At 68.1% G+C, this 16849-nt stretch carries 18 protein-coding genes; 13 read left to right on the plus strand and 5 right to left on the minus strand.

Annotated elements, in window-relative coordinates:
- The first annotated feature begins 154 nt into the window (after window positions 1-154).
- The 10 genes from ribD to tolA all read left to right on the plus strand — a co-directional run bounded on the left by ribD (window position 155) and on the right by tolA (window position 8701).
- Window positions 155-1276 (plus strand): bifunctional diaminohydroxyphosphoribosylaminopyrimidine deaminase/5-amino-6-(5-phosphoribosylamino)uracil reductase RibD, encoded by a 1122-nt coding sequence (gene ribD, locus LRH25_RS17395; protein ID WP_375142180.1) that lies wholly within the window; start codon window positions 155-157, stop codon window positions 1274-1276.
- Window positions 1277-1363: 87 nt separating this feature from the next.
- Window positions 1364-2461 carry a bifunctional 3,4-dihydroxy-2-butanone-4-phosphate synthase/GTP cyclohydrolase II gene (gene ribBA, locus LRH25_RS17400; protein WP_231011805.1) on the plus strand — a complete coding sequence of 366 codons (1098 nt, stop codon included), beginning with the start codon at window positions 1364-1366 and terminating at the stop codon, window positions 2459-2461.
- A gap of 66 nt (window positions 2462-2527) precedes the next feature.
- Window positions 2528-2992, plus strand: coding sequence for a 6,7-dimethyl-8-ribityllumazine synthase (gene ribH / locus LRH25_RS17405; RefSeq protein WP_141291016.1), 465 nt, complete (start codon window positions 2528-2530; stop codon window positions 2990-2992).
- Complete coding sequence (gene nusB, locus LRH25_RS17410) at window positions 2989-3483, plus strand: transcription antitermination factor NusB (protein WP_231011806.1); 495 nt, start codon at window positions 2989-2991, stop codon at window positions 3481-3483. The genes ribH and nusB overlap by 4 nt, the downstream gene beginning before the upstream one ends.
- Before the next feature lie 66 nt (window positions 3484-3549).
- Window positions 3550-4734, plus strand: coding sequence for a pyridoxal phosphate-dependent aminotransferase (locus LRH25_RS17415; RefSeq protein WP_231011807.1), 1185 nt, complete (start codon window positions 3550-3552; stop codon window positions 4732-4734).
- A gap of 70 nt (window positions 4735-4804) precedes the next feature.
- Entirely contained in the window at window positions 4805-6106 is a 1302-nt protein-coding gene (locus tag LRH25_RS17420; RefSeq protein ID WP_231011808.1) for a serine/threonine-protein kinase, read from the plus strand.
- Window positions 6107-6186: 80 nt separating this feature from the next.
- Window positions 6187-6618: a tol-pal system-associated acyl-CoA thioesterase gene (gene ybgC, locus LRH25_RS17425; RefSeq protein WP_141290448.1), complete on the plus strand. Its 432-nt coding sequence runs from the start codon at window positions 6187-6189 to the stop codon at window positions 6616-6618.
- Window positions 6615-7301, plus strand: a complete 687-nt coding sequence (tolQ, locus tag LRH25_RS17430; RefSeq protein WP_141290446.1) for a protein TolQ — start codon at window positions 6615-6617, stop codon at window positions 7299-7301. Before ybgC ends, tolQ begins: the two co-directional genes overlap by 4 nt.
- Window positions 7302-7317: 16 nt before the next feature.
- On the plus strand, window positions 7318-7746 hold the full coding sequence (locus LRH25_RS17435) for an ExbD/TolR family protein (RefSeq protein WP_141290444.1): 429 nt from the start codon (window positions 7318-7320) through the stop codon (window positions 7744-7746).
- Window positions 7747-7750: 4 nt separating this feature from the next.
- Window positions 7751-8701, plus strand: coding sequence for a cell envelope integrity protein TolA (gene tolA / locus LRH25_RS17440; protein ID WP_231011812.1), 951 nt, complete (start codon window positions 7751-7753; stop codon window positions 8699-8701).
- Between the two features lie 23 nt (window positions 8702-8724).
- Here the strand turns inward: tolA and LRH25_RS17445 are convergent, their stop codons facing one another.
- The 4 genes from LRH25_RS17445 to LRH25_RS17460 are packed head-to-tail and all read right to left on the minus strand — an operon-like array spanning window position 8725 to window position 11271.
- Window positions 8725-9240, minus strand: a complete 516-nt coding sequence (locus LRH25_RS17445; protein ID WP_231011814.1) for a DoxX family protein — start codon at window positions 9238-9240, stop codon at window positions 8725-8727.
- Window positions 9237-10076 (minus strand): HvfC/BufC family peptide modification chaperone, encoded by an 840-nt coding sequence (locus LRH25_RS17450; protein WP_231011815.1) that lies wholly within the window; start codon window positions 10074-10076, stop codon window positions 9237-9239. Before LRH25_RS17450 ends, LRH25_RS17445 begins: the two co-directional genes overlap by 4 nt.
- Window positions 10073-10951, minus strand: coding sequence for an MbnB/TglH/ChrH family RiPP precursor modification enzyme (locus LRH25_RS17455; protein WP_231011816.1), 879 nt, complete (start codon window positions 10949-10951; stop codon window positions 10073-10075). The genes LRH25_RS17450 and LRH25_RS17455 overlap by 4 nt, the downstream gene beginning before the upstream one ends.
- Window positions 10952-10989: 38 nt before the next feature.
- Window positions 10990-11271 carry a BufA1 family periplasmic bufferin-type metallophore gene (locus LRH25_RS17460; protein ID WP_141286287.1) on the minus strand — a complete coding sequence of 94 codons (282 nt, stop codon included), beginning with the start codon at window positions 11269-11271 and terminating at the stop codon, window positions 10990-10992.
- Between the two features lie 205 nt (window positions 11272-11476).
- Here LRH25_RS17460 and LRH25_RS17465 point away from each other — a divergent pair, with 205 nt between their 5' ends.
- The 3 genes from LRH25_RS17465 (at window position 11477) to LRH25_RS17475 (ending at window position 14935) form a co-directional block, all read left to right on the plus strand.
- Window positions 11477-12037 (plus strand): sigma-70 family RNA polymerase sigma factor, encoded by a 561-nt coding sequence (locus LRH25_RS17465; protein WP_141286289.1) that lies wholly within the window; start codon window positions 11477-11479, stop codon window positions 12035-12037.
- 6 nt (window positions 12038-12043) lie between these two features.
- Entirely contained in the window at window positions 12044-12268 is a 225-nt protein-coding gene (locus LRH25_RS17470; protein ID WP_141286291.1) for an anti-sigma factor family protein, read from the plus strand.
- Window positions 12269-12403: 135 nt separating this feature from the next.
- Entirely contained in the window at window positions 12404-14935 is a 2532-nt protein-coding gene (locus tag LRH25_RS17475) for a GspE/PulE family protein (protein WP_141286293.1), read from the plus strand.
- Here LRH25_RS17475 and LRH25_RS33145 read toward each other — a convergent pair.
- The gene (locus LRH25_RS33145; RefSeq protein ID WP_141286295.1) at window positions 14932-16782 is read right to left on the minus strand and encodes a S9 family peptidase; all 1851 of its coding nucleotides are present in this window, start codon (window positions 16780-16782) and stop codon (window positions 14932-14934) included. The genes LRH25_RS17475 and LRH25_RS33145 overlap by 4 nt on opposite strands.
- Window positions 16783-16849: the final 67 nt, after the last annotated feature.

Consider the following 16849-nt stretch of genomic DNA (forward strand, 5'->3'; position numbering starts at 1 on the left):
CGTGAAATGCATTTTTCAGAAGCCCGCCTGCGCCGTCATTCCCCCTCAGGGAGGCCTGCGCACACTGCTGCCGTCCCCACCTTTGGGGGGAAAATCCGCCGGTGCCTCTCCCCCTTTCCGTGCGGAAATGCGCGTTCCTTCCTGGTTTGCCCCTATGAATTCCCCTCTCACCCCGACCGCCGCCATGGCCTGCGCCTTGGCCCTCGCGGCGCAGGCCATTGGGCTCACGGAGCCCAACCCGCGGGTCGGTTGCGTCATCACTTCTATGGACGGAGTGCCACTGGGCGAGGGGCATACACAGCAAGCCGGACAAGCGCATGCGGAGGTGATGGCATTGCGGGACGCCGCCGCCCGTGGCCTGTCGGTCCAGGGCGGGACGGCCTACGTGACGCTGGAGCCGTGTTCACACCATGGGCGCACGCCGCCGTGCTGTGACGCGCTGATCGCCGCCGGCATTGCCCGGGTGACCGTGGCGGCAAGTGATCCGAATCCGCTGGTCGCGGGCCAGGGGCTGGCGCGGCTGCGTGCCGCAGGCATCCAGGTGGAGACGGCCGGGCCGGACGCGCAAGCCGAGAGCGAAGCGCTGAACATCGGCTTCTTCCACCGCATGCGCCATGGCCGGCCCTGGGTGCGGATGAAGATCGCCGCTTCGCTGGACGGTCGCACCGCGCTAGAAAACGGCCAGAGCCAGTGGATCACGGGCGAGGCCGCGCGGCGCGACGGGCATGCCTGGCGTCGCCGCGCCGGTGCGCTGCTGAGCGGCATCGGCACGGTGCTGGCCGACGATCCGCGGCTGGACGTGCGGCTGGTGGACACACCACGCCAACCGCTGCGCGCAATCGTGGACGCCCGCTTGGACACGCCCTTGAGCGCCAGGCTGTTCGAGGCGGATGGCCCGCTGCTGTTCTACGCAGCTGAACCTGCGACCGAACGCGTCGCAGCGCTGCAGGCCCGTGGCGCAGAAGTGGTGTGCTGCCCGGGCGAGTCAGGCAGGGTCGACCTGGCCGCCGTGCTGGCTGACCTGGGCCGGCGGCAGGTCAACGAACTGCACGTCGAAGCCGGCCCACGGCTGAATGCTGGCTGGCTGCAGGCAGGGCTGGTGGACGAGTGCCTGGTCTACCTCGCGCCCATGCTGCTGGGCGCCGGCCGCGGGATGGCGGCACTCGGCCCGCTGCAAAGCCTGGACGGTGCCTGGCGCTACCGCTTCCATGCGCAGGCGGCTGTGGGCGACGACCTGCGCTTGCTGATGCGGCGCGCAGGCGAGCCGGCAGCGTGACATTTGCCGTGGCCGCGGCGAGCCAGCCGCAGCATCGCACCGGCCCGATCAAAGCATCGCAGAGGGCCCGGCACCTACAATAGCGGGATGCCGATTTCACCCGTTCCCGAGCTGGTTGCCGAACTGGCAGCTGGCCGCATGGTCATCCTGGTCGACGAAGAAGACCGCGAAAACGAGGGCGATCTGGTCATCGCCGCCGAACACGTCACACCAGAAGCGATCAACTTCATGGCCAAGTTCGGCCGTGGCCTGATCTGCCTGACGCTGACCCGCGAGCGCTGCGAGCGCCTGCAGCTTCCCCCCATGGCCGCGCGCAATGGCACGGCGCATGGCACTGCCTTCACCGTGTCCATCGAAGCCGCCGAAGGCGTGAGCACCGGCATTTCCGCGGCCGACCGTGCGCGCACCGTGCAAGCCGCGGTGGCGCGAGACGCGTTGCCGCGCGACCTGGTTCAGCCCGGCCACATCTTCCCGCTGCAGGCGCAGGACGGCGGCGTGCTGATGCGCGCCGGCCATACCGAAGCCGGCTGCGACCTGGCCGCGATGGCCGGGCTCATGCCCGCTTCGGTGATCTGCGAGATCATGAACGACGACGGCAGCATGGCCCGCCTGCCGGACCTGGAAGTTTTCGCTGCCGAGCATGGCCTGAAGATCGGCACCATTGCCGACCTGATCACCTACCGCAGCCGCAACGAATCGCTGGTCACCCGCCTGGGCCAGCGCACGCTCGAAACTGCGCAAGGCAGCTTCGAGGCCCACGTCTTCCGTGACCGCTCTGGCGGTGTGCACCTGGCGCTGGCCAGCGGCCACTGGCTGCCGAGCGACGAAGTGCTGGTGCGCGTGCACGAGCCGCTGTCGCTGCTGGACGTACTGGACACCGGCAGCGAACACGGCCATTCGTGGCCGCTGCCCAAGGCCCTGGCCGCGCTGAAGGCCAGCCCGGCCGGCCTGGCCGTCCTGCTGAACTGCGGCCGCGAGGCCAGCGAAGCGCTGATCGGCAAGCTGCTGCCGCCAGCAGGCGGCGAGCCGCACGCCAGGCCGCCGGTGGACCTGCGCACCTACGGCGTGGGCGCGCAAATCCTGCGCGAGCTGGGCGTGACCCGCATGAAGCTGCTGGGCAGCCCGCGCCGCATGCCCAGCATGGTCGGCTTCGGGCTGGAAGTCACCGGCTTCGTGGGCGCATGAGCGGGTCTGCCCGCTCGTCTGCGCCTCTGTTCTTTTCACTTTCTCTCCTGCCAAGGACTTCCCACCATGCAAGGTGCTGACAAGGGCCAAAGCGGCTCGCTGAACGGCGACGACCTGTCGATCGGCATCGTCCGGGCGCGTTTCAACGACGCACTGACCACCAAGCTGGCCGAGGCCTGCCTGGCCGAACTGGCGGCCTGCGGCGTGAAGGACAAGAACGTCCTGCAGGTCACGGTGCCTGGCGCGCTGGAAGTGCCCATCGCCCTCAAGGCCATGGCCGAGAGCGAGGACTACGACGCGCTGATCGCGCTGGGCTGCATCATCCGCGGCGAGACCTACCACTTCGAACTGGTTTCGAACGAAAGCGGCGCCGGCGTGAGCCGGGTTTCGCTGGACCATGAAATCCCGATCGCCAATGCGATCCTCACCGTCGAGAACGAAGCCCAGGCCTGGGCCCGCGCCGAAGAAAAAGGCCGCGACGCGGCCCGCGTCGCGATCGAGATGGCCAACCTGATGGACGACCTGCTGTGAACGCGCCCTCTACTCCGTCCGCCCCGGCCAAGAAGCGCAGCAGCGGTTCAAAGTCGCCGCGCCGGCTGGCCCGCGAAGTCGCGCTGCAAGGCCTGTACGAGTGGCTGATCTCTGGTGCCGAGGCCGGCGTGATCGACGCCCACATGCGCGAGCAGGAAGGCTTCAACAAGGCCGACCATGCGCATTTCGACGCGCTGCTGCACGGCTGCATTGCCGAGGCCGCCGACCTGGACCAGGTGCTCAGCGCCAGCGTGGACCGGGCGACCAACGAGCTTTCACCGGTCGAGCACGCGGTGCTGCTGATCGGCGCCTACGAGTTGAAGCACTGCCTGGACATCCCGTACCGGGTGGCGATCAACGAAGCGGTGGAACTGGCCAAGAGCTTCGGCGGCACCGATGGCCACAAGTACGTCAACGGCGTGCTGGACAAGACCGCCGCGGCGCTGCGGCCAGCCGAAGTGCAAAAGGCCCGCGCCGCCCGCGGCGGCTGAGCTCACGGCCCGCGCCTGCCGGCGCATGGCCAACCGTTCCCCTGCCCCGCTTCTGCCGTCGGCCCCATGAAACTCGCCAGCCGCCTGGACCACATCGAACCGTTCTACGTGATGGAGTGCGCCAAGGCCGCGGCGCGCATCGCAGCAACGCCGGAGTGCGACCCGGCGCGCGGCGGCACGCCGATGATCTACCTGAACATCGGCGAACCGGACTTCAGCGCACCGCCGCTGGTGCAGGCCGCGGCCGATGCGGCGATCCGCGCCGGCCGCACCCAGTACACCGATGCCAACGGCCTGCCGGCGCTGCGCCGGGCGCTGTCGCACTGGTACCGCGACCGCTTCGGCCTGGACGTGCCGGCCAGCCGCATCGTCATCACCGCTGGCGCGTCGGCCGCGCTGCAGCTCGCCTGCCTGGCCTTGTTCGAGGCGGGCGACGAAGTGCTGATGCCGGATCCGTCCTATCCCTGCAACCGGCACTTCGTGGCCGCAGCGGGCGCCAAGGCACTGGCGCTGCCGGCCGGCCCCGAGCAGCGTTTCCAGCTGGACGCAGACACCGTGGCCGCCCGCTGGACGCCCAACACCCGCGCAGTGCTGCTGGCCTCGCCGTCCAACCCCACCGGCACCTCGATCGCACCGGGCGAACTGGGCCGCATCGTCACCGAGGCCCGCGCCCGCGGCGGGCTGACGCTGGTCGACGAGATCTACCTCGGCCTGTCCTACGACGACCGCTATGCCCACAGCGCGCTGGCGCTGGGCGAGGACGTGATCTCGATCAACAGCTTCTCGAAGTACTTCAACATGACCGGCTGGCGCCTGGGCTGGCTGGTGGTGCCGCCCACCCTGGTTGCGCCGATCGAGAAGCTGCAGCAGAACCTCTACATCTGCGCCTCCAGCATTGCCCAGCATGCCGCGCTGGCCTGCTTCGAGGCCGAGTCGCTGGCTGTCTACGAGCAGCGCCGCCAGGCCTTCCGCGAACGGCGCGACTTCATCGTCGGCGCGCTCAACGAGATCGGCCTGACCGTGCCGGTGATGCCGGACGGCGCGTTCTACGCCTGGGCCGACTGCAGCCGCTTCTCGAACAGCAGCTGGGACTTCTGCATGGACCTGATGCAGCAGGCCCATGTGGCCCTCACGCCGGGGCGAGACTTCGGACCCGCGGCGGCCGAGCGTTACCTGCGTCTCTCATTTGCCAGCAGCCTGCCGCAACTCCAGGAAGCGGCAGCCCGCTTATCACGTTTTGTTTCAACCTGATCCCATTTGACTCTGCAACAGCAGACTCGGCGCCACAGTTTGCAGGGCCGGGTTGCTTATGCTGCCCGCCATGCCCTGGAATATTTTCAAGACGCGTCAAAGCAGTACCGGCAGCGCGTCGCCCGTCTTCCAAAACACGGTGGTGGAAGACCGCACCCGGAGTCAATTCGACCTGCTGCATGCGCAACAGGCGGGCCAAGCCGAGCCGGGTGACCTGCCAGCCGCGATGGGCGTCATCGGACGCTATCAGCTGCGCACCGTGCTCGGCGAAGGCGGATTGGGCACCGTCTATGGCGCCTGGGACCCGCTGCTGTCGCGGCGTGTCGCGGTCAAGACGCTGCAGCTGCGCTGGCACCAGCAACCCGGTGCGCTCGGCGCCCCCGACGAACTGATTCTCAACGAAGCCCGCGCCGCAGCGCGCCTGTCGCATCCGCACATCGTCACGGTGTATGACGCCGGCAGCTCGGACCAGGGCGTCTACGTCGCAATGGAGCCGCTGCAGGGCCTGGACCTGCGGCAGATGCTGCGCCAGGGCTGGCGGCCCACGCCGATGGAGGCCGCAGGCCTGGTGCGCCGCGTGGCCGAGGCGCTGGCCTATGCCCACGGCAAGGGCGTGATCCACTGCGACATCAAGCCGGCCAACATCTTCATGGTCGACAAGCGCCAGCCCAAGGTGCTCGACTTCGGCATCGCCCGCGTCGCCCGGCGCGACGGCTCAACCTCGGTCACCCCTTCGGCCGGCTCGCCGCATTACCTCTCGCCCGAGCAGTTGCGCCACACCAAGGTCGATCGCCGCTGCGACGTGTATTCGCTGGGCGTGGTGCTGTACGAGCTGCTCACCGGCCGCCAGCCCTACACCGGCCAGAGCATGGAAGAGATCAGCCACGCGGTGCTGAACTCGACCCAGCCGCAGGCCAGGATGGTGGACCCGGCCGTGCCGGCCGGCCTCTCGGCCATCGCCGCGCGCGCCATGGCCCGCTCACCCGAGGCCCGCTACCCCTCGGCCCGCCACCTGGCAGCCGCCTTGCGCGAATGGCGCAGTTCGGACGAAGCCCAGGGCCTGTCCAACCCTGAAAGCAAGGGCGGGCGCATGCTGCCGCTGCTCAGCCTGGTGCTGGTGGCCGGGCTGGCGGCGGGTGCTGCCTGGTGGTGGTTCAACAAGGGCCCCGGCCTGCACGGCCTGCTGGGCGGAGCGCCTGTCATCACCCAGGCCATGCCCGCGAGCGCGCCGGCCAGCGCCGCAGCCGTACCCGCCCCGGCACCCGCAGAGGCGGCCAGCGACGCGGCTTCCGCGGCCGGCATCGTGGCCGGCGTGGCTGCCTCCGAACCGGCATCGGCGAGCGCGGCAACGGTCGGCGCATCGGCGCCCTGAAGCCAGGCCTCTGCCGGAAGACGGCGCGGCAGGCCAGGCTGCTGCGGCGCAACAGTGCTCGCGTATCATCGCCAGCACCCATGAGTCAGACTGCCCTCATCCCGGCACCGCCGCTGCTGCACATGCACCCGCTGCGTGTCTACTGGGAAGACACCGACGCCGGCGGCGTCGTCTTCTACGCCAACTACCTGAAGTTCTTCGAGCGCGCGCGCACCGAATGGCTGCGCGCGGCCGGTGTTGGCCAGCACGAGTTGCGCGAGCGCACCGGCGCCATCTTCATCGTCATTGACACGCGGGTACGCTATTTGCGGCCCGCCCGGCTGGACGACGCCTTGCAGATCGCCGTGACCCGCGCCGAACTCGGCCGTGCCACGCTCACCGTGCACCAACACGCCTGGCGCGGCGACGAGTTGCTCTGTGAAGGCAACATCCAGATCGCCTGCGTGGACCACACCAGCTTTCGCCCGCAACGCATTCCCTCCGACGTGCTCAGCCGCCTCACGCCACCATGAATCAGGATCTCTCCATCGTCTCGCTCGTGCTGCATGCCAGCCTGGTCGTGCAGCTCGTCGTCGCCGGCCTGCTGCTGGTCTCGCTGGTCAGCTGGAGCCTGATCTTCGCCAAGCTGTTCGGCATGGCCCGCATCAAGAGCGGCAACGACGCCTTCGAGCAGGAATTCTGGTCCGGCAAGAACCTCAACGACCTGTACAAGAACGCCAGCGCGAAGCCGGACGGCGCACCGATAGAGCGCCTGTTCGCCAGCGGCATGCGTGAGTTCATGAAGCTGCGCGAGCGCCAGCTCGACACGGGCAGCCAGCTCGACGGCGCCCGCCGCGCGATGCGCGCCACGCTGCAGCGCGAGCTGGACGCGATCGAAGGCAACCTCGGCTTCCTGGCCTCGGTCGGCTCGGTCAGCCCGTACGTGGGCCTGTTCGGCACCGTCTGGGGGATCATGAACGCGTTTGTCGGCCTGGGCAGCTTGCAGACGGTGTCGCTGTCCACCGTGGCACCGGGCATTGCCGAAGCGCTGGTGGCAACAGCCATCGGCCTGTTCGCGGCCATTCCTGCGGTCGTCGGCTACAACCGCTTCGCGCGCCAGATCGACCGCGTGGCGATCCAGCTGGAGAGCTTCATCGAGGAGTTCTCCAACATCCTGCAGCGCAACGTGGCTGGCCCTGCCGGCGCGCAGCGCTGAGCCACCGGAGCACCGCATGCCCGCAGTTGCTTCCCGTGGCGCCGGCGGCCGCCGCCGCTCGATGAACGAGATCAACATGGTCCCGTTCATCGACGTGATGCTGGTGCTGCTGATCATCTTCATGGTCAGCGCGCCCATGATCACCACCAGCGTGGTGGACCTGCCCAGCGTGGGCAAGGCCAAGCAGCGGCCCGAGGGTGTGATCGAGATCCTGGTCACCAGCGAAAGCCAGCTCAAGATCAAGATCGACAAGGGCGAGCCCAGCACCATCACGCTGACCCAGCTCGCCGCGCAGGTGAAAGCCGCCCAGAACGGCAGCGCCAACATCCCGGTGGTCATCTCGGGCGACAAGCAGGTGCGCTACGAGACCATCGTGAAGGTCATGGACACGCTGCAGAAAAACGGCGTGCAGCGCGTGGGCCTGTCGGTCAAGCAAGGCGGTTGACGAGGTGGCGTCACCCCTGCCGCAGTCCCTGGCCTTGCCGCGCGAGTCGCTGCGGCCGCCCAGCGCCGACCGGCAAAGCGTCGGCCTGCTGGTCTCGCTGTTGGCCCATGGGCTGCTGATCGCCGGGCTGGCACTGGGCGTGCAGTGGCACACCCAGGACCCGGAGGGCGTGGAAGCCGAACTCTGGGCCGCCACGCCACAGATCGCGGCACCCGCAGCCGTCGAACCGCCACCGGAACCGGCGCAGGAAACCACCCAGCCGCCGCCCAAGGCCGCCACGCCACCGCCACCCGACACGGCCGCGCAGGACCAGCGCGACGCCGAAATTGCCATCGAGCAGGACCGCAAGCGCAAGGCCCAGAAGGAAGCCGAGCGCCTGGAGGCTGAACGCGACGCGCAGGCCCGCAAGGAAGCCGAGGACCAGCGCGCCCGCGACAAGCGCCAGCAGGCGGAGCGCAAGGACAAGGAAGACAAGGCCAAGGCCGAGCGCGAAGCCAAGGCTGAGCAGGACGAGGCCGACCGCAAGGCCGCCGAGAAGAAGACCAAGCTCGACCAGGCCAAGAAGGACAAGGCCGAGGCCGACCGGCGCGAGGCCCAGCGGCAGGACAACATCCGCCGCATGAACGCCCAGCTTGGCGGCACCGGTGCCGAGAACAGCACCGGCACGGCCGCACGCAGCGCCGGCCCCTCGGCCAACTACGCCGGCCGCATCAAGGCCTACATCAAGCCCAACATCGTGCTGACCGATCCCGTGCCCGGCAACCCGACCGCCGAGGTCGAGGTTCGCGTTGCGCCGGACGGCAGCATCATCGGCCGCAAGCTGAGCAAATCCAGCGGCAGTGCGGCTTGGGACGAGGCCGTCATCCGCGCCATCGACCGCACCGCCAAGCTGCCGCGCGACACCGACGGCACCGTGCCGTCAGCGATGACGATCAGCTTCAAACCATCTGAGTAATCTGGTCCTGAAGCGGGTCCGCGTCAGTTGTTCGGCAGCAGGCGCGGCTTGAGCCACGCGTCCACTGACCACTTCCCCGGTCCCCATAGCAACAGCGCCACCAGCAGCGTGCCCCAGAACTGGTGCTGCTGCAGCGCCGGCGCGGTGATCTCGGCCAGGCTCAGCACGGCCATGACGTTGACCACGCTCAGGCCCGCCGCGGTAAATCGCCCCGCCAGCCCCAGCACCAGCAGCACCGGCAGGCCCAGCTCGCCACAGGTGCCCGCGTAGGCCGCCACTTCGGGCGGCAGCAGCGGCACGTGGTATTCGTCCTGGAACAGCGCCAGCGTGGTGTCCCAGTCGCGGATCTTGGTCAGCCCGGAGAGGAAAAACACCTTCGCAACGTAGACGCGCGCCGCCAGCTGGGCCAGCGGCTGCAGGGCTTGAAGACTTCTTTCGACCGCCGCCCAGGCCGGGGTCACGAATGCGGGCAATGGCGAGCGGCGCGTGTTGCCCATGGGCGCCATCGGCATCACAGGGGTCTGCAGAGGCTTGATCATGATGGGGTGTCTCCAGGAATGTGGGGGTGGACCGCCTGCAACCAGCCGGCTTGCAGCGCGCGCACCAGCCAGGCGGTGAAGTCTTCCGGCGGCTGCCCAGCCAGCGCCCGGCCCAGGCTGTGGCCGGCGAGCAGTGCGGTGGTGAATGCGGCATCTGCAGCGGACAGTTCGCTGACCTGCACGCGCCAGCCGCTGCGGCAAACCAGCGCCGCCTCGCCCCGCGCTTCGGCCAGCGCCACGCGAGCCGCGGCAAAGCGGTCGGCGTTGTCAGCCTCCGCCACGGGCTGGTGCGCCCGCCAAATGGACACGACGGGAAAGCGTGAGGCCAGTAATGCCAACCCCGGGGTGAACTGCAGGCGCAGCGCGTCCGGCGCATGGCTGGCCAGCAAGCCCAGGCCGGCAACGCCTTCGGCTGCAGGTGCTGCATCGGCGGCGCGCGAGGCCAGGTGCACGCACCAGTCCAGCCGTGCCACATCGGGCAGGTAGGCGTCTTCGGCCAGCTCCGGCAGCGAGGCCACCAGCTCGGCCAGCCCTTCGCCCCAGCCACCCAGGTCGCCATGCGATGGCGGCTGGCTGCACCACAGGCGCCAGGCCAGCGCGGCCACGGTTTCGTCGCCCACCAGTTGGGCGAAGACGGGATGCGCATCGGCCAACGCGCGAGCCGCGTGCGCCGCTGCGTTGCCGCGGTAGGCCTGCAAGCCAGCCGCAGACTTTGCACCACGGCCTGGCGCCGCCGCCCAACCGGCGGGCAGCTCTGCCGGCGTGTGCGGTGCCAGCAGCGCAGCCAGCAAAGCGGCCTGGCGCTGGGCTTCGGCGCGAATGGCGTTGTCGGTCATGCCGACACCTTTTGCATCTCTGCGCGGGCCCGTTCGGCCTCGCCCAGCAGCACTGGCCACGCCGGCAGGTCCGTGTCCCATTCGACCAGCGTGGGCCGCGCGCCGAGCCGGGCCAGCGCATGGCGGTAGACCTGCCAGACCGGCTCGCGCACCGTCGAGCCGTGGTCGTCAATGACCAGCGCGCCGCTGTCGTTGTAGCCGGCCAGGTGCATCTCACCGACGATGGCCGGGTCCAGTGCGTCGACCCAGGCACACGCCGCAACAACCGGGTCCGGCCCGCCATCGTTCAGTGCGTTGACGACCAGATTGTTGACGTCCAGCAGCAGGCCACAGCCGGTCTGCCGCGCCAGTGCATTGAAGAACTCCGGCTCGGCCATCTCGTCGCTGACCGGCTCGGCGCGCAGATAGGCCGACAGGTTCTCGACCAGCATCGGTCGGCGCAGCCGTTCCTGCACCTGCGTGACGTGCCGGGCCATCAGCGCCAGCGAGGCGCGGTTGAAGGCCAGCGGCAGCAGGTCGCTGCCATGCAGCACCGCCTGGCCGCCCGGCAGCGCGGCGCGGGCGAAGCAGGCATGGTCGGACACCAGCACCGGCTCGATGCGCTCGACCAGCGCCGCCAGCCGGTCCAGGTGCCACGGGTCCAACCCCAGGGCCGAGCCCAGCGCCAGGCCCACGCCATGCAGGCTGACCGCGTGGCTTTCGCGCGCCCTGCACAGCGTGGCCAGTGCCGCGCCGCCAGCGGCAAAGAAGTTCTCGGAATGGACTTCGATGAAGCCCAGCTGCGGCGCGCCGCCTTCCAGCAGCTCGCGTTCGTGCGACTGGCGCCAGCCGATGCCCACCCTGGTGGAAGGCAAGGGAGACAGCGGGTGGGACATGGCGGCGCGTGGTGGGTATCGAAGAAGTCGGGCAGGGCTTACTTCTTCATCGCGGCCTTGGCCTCTTCGGCCGTCATGCCCTTCATGGACTTGCAGGTGCCCTTGGCCACGTACTTCCATTCGGCCGGGTCGGTGCCGGTGGTGGCCTGGCCGGCGCAGGAATGGCTGCCGCTCAGGTTCGCGCAGTCATTGGCGCCGGCCTTGGTGATGCCGTAGCACTTCTCCTTGGCCTCTGCCGCGTGGGCGGTGGTGGCAGCGGCGCCCAGGCCCAGCGACAGGGCAGCGGCCAGGGCGGAAGAAACGAGTTGATGCGAGTTCATGAAAAGCTCCTTGGAGAAATGGGGCGGATGAAATGAAGCGAGATTAGGTCAAGCCGAAGGCTTGTGGTCTTGGTGCTTGACCGCGAGGCCCGGTGGACTTTCACGGCTTGCAGCACGGCGACATGGCTGTGTCGGCGGCCAGGCCGCATTCCTTACACTGCGCGCTGACTTGTTTTTGCCACCGCCTTCGCAGGCGGCGTCGACCATGACCGACTTTGCCCGTGCGGTAGAGACTTTGCGGCCCCAGCTGATGCGCTACGCCCGCTCGCAGTTGCGCAACGACGCGCTGGCCGAAGACGCAGTGTCGGACACCTTGCTGGCGGCGCTGGAGAAGCCGCAGGCCTTCACCGGCCAGTCGCAGCTGAAGACCTGGCTGGTCGGCATCCTGAAGCACAAGCTGATCGACCAGTTGCGCCGCCACTCGCGTGAGCTCAACGTGCTGTCGCAGGACGACTGCGAGGATCTGGACGAACAGCTGTTCGACGCCACAGGCCACTGGCGCGAAGTGCCGGCCGACTGGAGCGACCACCCGGAAGCTTCGCTGGGCCAGCAGCAGTTCCTGAAGGTGATGGACGCCTGCGTCGAAAAACTGCCGGCAACGCAGGGCCGGGTGTTCCTGATGCGGGAATGGCTGGAACTGGAGACCGACGAAGTTTGTAAGGAATTGAGCATCAGCACGACCAACCTGTGGGTGCTGCTGCACCGTGCCCGCCTGCGGCTGCGCGACTGCCTGCAGCTCAACTGGTTCGGCCAAAAAGCCGCCTAATCTTCCATGCGTTTCAAGCTCAACTGCCGCCAGGCCAGCACGCTGCTGCTGCAATCCGAGGACCGCACGCTGCGCACCGGCGAGCGCCTGGGCCTGCGGCTGCACCTGATGATCTGCGAGGCCTGCACCCGCTTCAAGGGCCAGCTGCGCGTGATGCGCAGCGCCACCGGCCGCTGGAAGCAATACCGCGACACGCTGGAAGACGACGCAGGCGGCCCGCCGCACGCCTGATGCCCGGGCCGGCATCAGCCGCGCTTTCCACCCGTTTCTCCTGGCTTTCCTGCCAGCGCGAGCACCCTACGATGGGGCCGTTTCCCCGGATGCCGTTCGGCCACCGGGGCCTTGCCGCCGCGCTGCCCGCCCGAGATGACCGACCTGTCGCTTCCGCCGCTGTCACTGGCCCCGCCGGAGGGCCACCCGCCGCCTGCCGCAGGCCAGGGCCTTGCCCCAGGCGGCTTCGTCTGGCCCACGCCGCCCTACCCTTGCTATTCGCCAGGCTTGCCGCAGTGCGAACCCGAGGCCTGCGAGATCGAGGGCCTGAACGGCAAGATCATGAAGGCGCGCATGACGCTGTTCTCGCCGGCCGAGGATCAGCTGCTGGTGCAGCTGCCGCCTTCGCGCACGACGGTACCAGTCAAGCTCTCGCAGTTCCGCAGGCTGACCCTGCTGGCCCCGCTGTCGCCTTCGTTCATGAGTCGCGGGGCGGCGCCCGCCGAGCTGATGGACTTCCACCCCACGGTGGCGTATCAGCTCGAGCTGGGCGATGGCACGCAACTCACTGGCCGCACCATTGGCCACGTCGAGAACGTGCATGGCCTGTTCCTGTTTCAGCCGCTGGACGAAGGTGGCACGGTGCGGCGCGTCTTCTGCGCCAAGGGCGTGTACGCGCGCGCCAGCTTCGGCCCGGTGCTGGGCGAGGTGCTGCTGGCCGCTCACAGCGCCACGCCGGCCCAGATCGCCAACGTGCTGGCCGAGCAGGAAGGCCTGCGCGAGCAGCGCCTGGGCGACGTGCTGATGAACCAGAACGTGCTCTCGCGCGAGCAACTGGAAACTGCGCTGTCCTCGCAGTCCCGCATGCCGATGGTGCGCATCGGCGAAGCCTTGCTGGCGCTCGGTTTCATCACGCCTGCGCAACTGGACCACGCGCTGGCAGAACAACGCGGCAACCGCTCGGTGCCACTGGGCGAGTTGCTGGTGCGCGGCGGCCACATCGACCGCAACGAGCTGCGCACCGCGCTGGCCCGCAAGATGGGCTACCCGGTGGTGCAGGTCGACACCTACCCGGTGGACCCGGCGGCGCTCAAGCAGATTCCGCTGCCCGTGGCCAGGCGCATGAACGTGCTGCCGCTGCAGGCGCTTGCCGGCCGGCTGGTGGTGGCACTGGAAGACCCGTCGCGCGGCGACGTGCTGGAAGAACTGGCCTTCCTCGCCCAAGGCAAGATCGTGCCGGTGCTCTCCGCCAGCGACAACCTGGCCCACGTCATCCAGGTGGCCTACCAGAAGCACGGCTATGAAGACTCGCTCAGCATCGGCCTGATCGAACCGGTTGGCCTGAATTTCGACGAAGGCGGCACCGAACGGCTGCTGGCCGACCTGGAGTTGAGCCGCACCGTGGACGTGCCGGCCGACGACACCATCGAGCAATCCGACAACACGCTGGTGCGGCTGATCAACACCATGATCGTCGAGGCCTACAGCCAGGGCGTGTCCGACATTCACATCGAGAGCCACCCAGGCTCGGAGAAGCTGCGCATCCGCTTCCGCCGCGACGGCATGCTGCGCCCTTACCTGGAGCTGCCGCCCAGCTACCGCAGCGCCATGATCGCCCGCATCAAGATCATGTGCGACCTGGACATCTCGGAGCGCCGCCGCCCACAGGACGGCAAGATCAACTTCGCGCGTTTCGTGCCGTCCTGCCCGGTCGAGCTGCGCGTGGCGACCATCCCGACCAGCAACAACCTTGAAGACGCGGTGCTGCGCATCCTGGCCTCGGCCCGGCCCATCCCGCTGGACCAGCTGAGCCTGTCGCCGCGCAACGTCAAAGCCCTGAAAGAGGCCGTGGAGCGCCCCTACGGCCTGGTGCTGTGCGTCGGCCCCACGGGCTCGGGCAAGACCACCACGCTGCACTCCGCGCTCAGCCACATCAACGTGCCCGAGCGCAAGATCTGGACGGCCGAGGACCCGGTCGAAATCACCCAGCCCGGCCTGCGCCAGGTGCAGGTGAACCCCAAGATCGACTGGACCTTCGCCAAGGCCTTGCGCGCCTTCCTGCGCGCCGATCCGGACGTCATCATGGTCGGCGAAATCCGCGACCAGGAGACCGCCAAGATCGCCGTCGAATCCTCGCTGACGGGCCACCTGGTGCTGTCCACGCTGCACACCAACAGCGCCGCCGAAACGGTCACGCGACTGCTGGACATGGGCATGGACCCGTTCAACTTCGCCGACTCGCTGCTCGCCGTGCTGGCCCAGCGCCTGGTCCGCAAGCTCTGCGCCCACTGCCGCACGACCGAGCCGATGTCAGCCGAACAGCGCGACGAACTGCTGGACGACTACCTGCACGCCTGGTCCCGCGGCCGCGCAGGCTCCCCCACGCGCGACGGCCTGCTGAGCGAATGGCAGCAACGCTTCGGCGACGAACAAGGCCGCCTGCTGCGCTACCACAGCCCCGGCTGCAGCCACTGCAGCCAGACGGGGGTGCGCGGCCGCGTCGGCGTGCACGAACTGCTCACCGTCTCCCGCCAACTCCGCCACCTGATCCAGACCAGCACCCGCGCCGACGACATCCAGCAGCAAGCGCTGGCAGAAGGCCTGCGCACGCTGCGGCAGGATGGCATTGAGAAGGTGCTGGCGGGGTTGACGACCTTGGAAGAGGTGCGGGCGACAAGCAATGTTTAGTTGGCGGCCGCTTTCGTCACCAGTTTCCCGGCACCGAGATGGGTATCCAGGAAACGCACCAGGGCGGCGAAGAACTCCTGACGGTGCTCCTGCAGGGATAGTTGATGGTCACCAGCCTCCTGGGTGATGAACTCGAACTGTTTGCCGGCGCTCTTCAACGCCTTGGCCATGAGCTCAGACTGCTCGTAGGGCACTGATGCGTCGGCCGTGCCGTGCACCAGCAGCACCGGTACCTTGATCTCCGCAGCCCGCTGGGCTGGAGATGTGGCCTTGAGCTGCTGCCGGTCGTACCAGTAGTTGCCCATCATCTTGTCCAGCCCCGCGGTGTTGAACAGGTCGGCCGTGTGGCGAGACAGGGTTACCAGATCGGAAACCCCCGCGAAACTGACGGCACAGCGATAAAGATCCGGCGTCTTCACGGCGCCCATCAGGGCCGCATACCCACCAAAGCTGGCGCCAGCCACGCAGATGCGCGACGGATCGGCATGACGTTCGGCGACCGCCCATTGCACGCCGTCCGTGAGATCGTCCTGCATCTCCAGGCCCCACTTCTTCAGGCCGGCCTTGATGAAGCTGATGCCTTGTGAATCGGACCCCCGGAAGTTCACCTGCAGCACGGCATAGCCGCGCGATGCCAACAGTTCCGCCCAGGGATCGAAATCCTTGTCGTCGGACCAGATGGGGCCGCCATGTGGCATGAGGACCATGGGCCATCCGGCAGCGGGCTTCTGACCCTTGGGCAAGGTGAGGTAGCCGCGGATGGCTAGACCATCGCGTGACTTGTAGCCGATGCTTCGCTTACCTGTCATCTGGGAAGGATCGAGCTCGGGATATTGCCGCACGACCAGCCTCAGCAAGCCGCTGCGCCTTTCGCCCACATACAGTTCCGGCGGCACGCCATTGCCACTCGACGACACCACATAGCGCTCGCTGTCCGCGCTGAAAGGCCCAATGCGATTGAAGCGGCCGGGCAGGACTTCATCGATGGCCCGCGCAAGCTCCTTCAGATCTTCGGGTATGAACGCCCTGGCTGCATCACCTTCCCCAGGGCCGGTGTAGCCAATCAGACGATGTGTGCCGGGCGCAAACCGCACACCAGCAAAATCATCTGCGTCGCTGGCTGCCAGCAAGTGCCTCTTGGGTTCACCCGCCTCGTCCAGGTCGTCGAGCTTGGCCGAGAAAAGGGCCAGCCGATCATTCTCTTCGGCCGTGAAATACAACAAATTGGGATCGTCGCCGAACGCGATCGGGTAGACAGTCTTGGGATCTTCAGCTTTGAAGCGCCATAGCACCCGCCAGTCTGCGCCGGCGTTGTCCCGCACGGAGATCTGAACCCCGTCCTCGCGCCCGCGCACCGCCAACCTCACGCGATGCTGCGCGTCGACCAGCCAGCTGGTGTAATCCCGTCCGGACTGAAGCATCTTGTCCTTGCCGGTGTTGACGTCCACTTCCAGGATCATGCCGAACTGACGCATCAGGACGTGTTGCCCATCGTCCGGATTCCAGTCGACGACGCGATCCTGCGAAAAGGACTCCGAAGGTGCGAGCTGCACTAGGTGACCACCGTCGGCGTCCATCGCCAACGCTCGCGACTGCCGGATGGAAACCCCGCGGATTTTCGAAGTGAAGCCCGTGCTCACCACCAGTCGCTGGTTGTTCGCCCAACGAACCCAGTTCAGCTGGAACTTCCGATCATCGGTTTCGAGCGCGCCCTTCAACTCCGAACCATCAAACCGGCTGGTGAATACCACCGAACCGTTGGCCTTGTGGGCAATGCCTGCCAGATGCTGTCCGTCGGGCGACAAGGCCAGGGACTGGATGGCGGGCAGGGTGGCGAACGCAGCCACCGGAACAGCACGCGGCGACGCCGGAACCTCATCGCCTGAAGACGGCGCCCCACCGCCAGGTGTCTGC

The organism is Ideonella azotifigens (assembly GCF_021043325.1).
Lineage (GTDB): Bacteria > Pseudomonadota > Gammaproteobacteria > Burkholderiales > Burkholderiaceae_C > Ideonella > Ideonella azotifigens.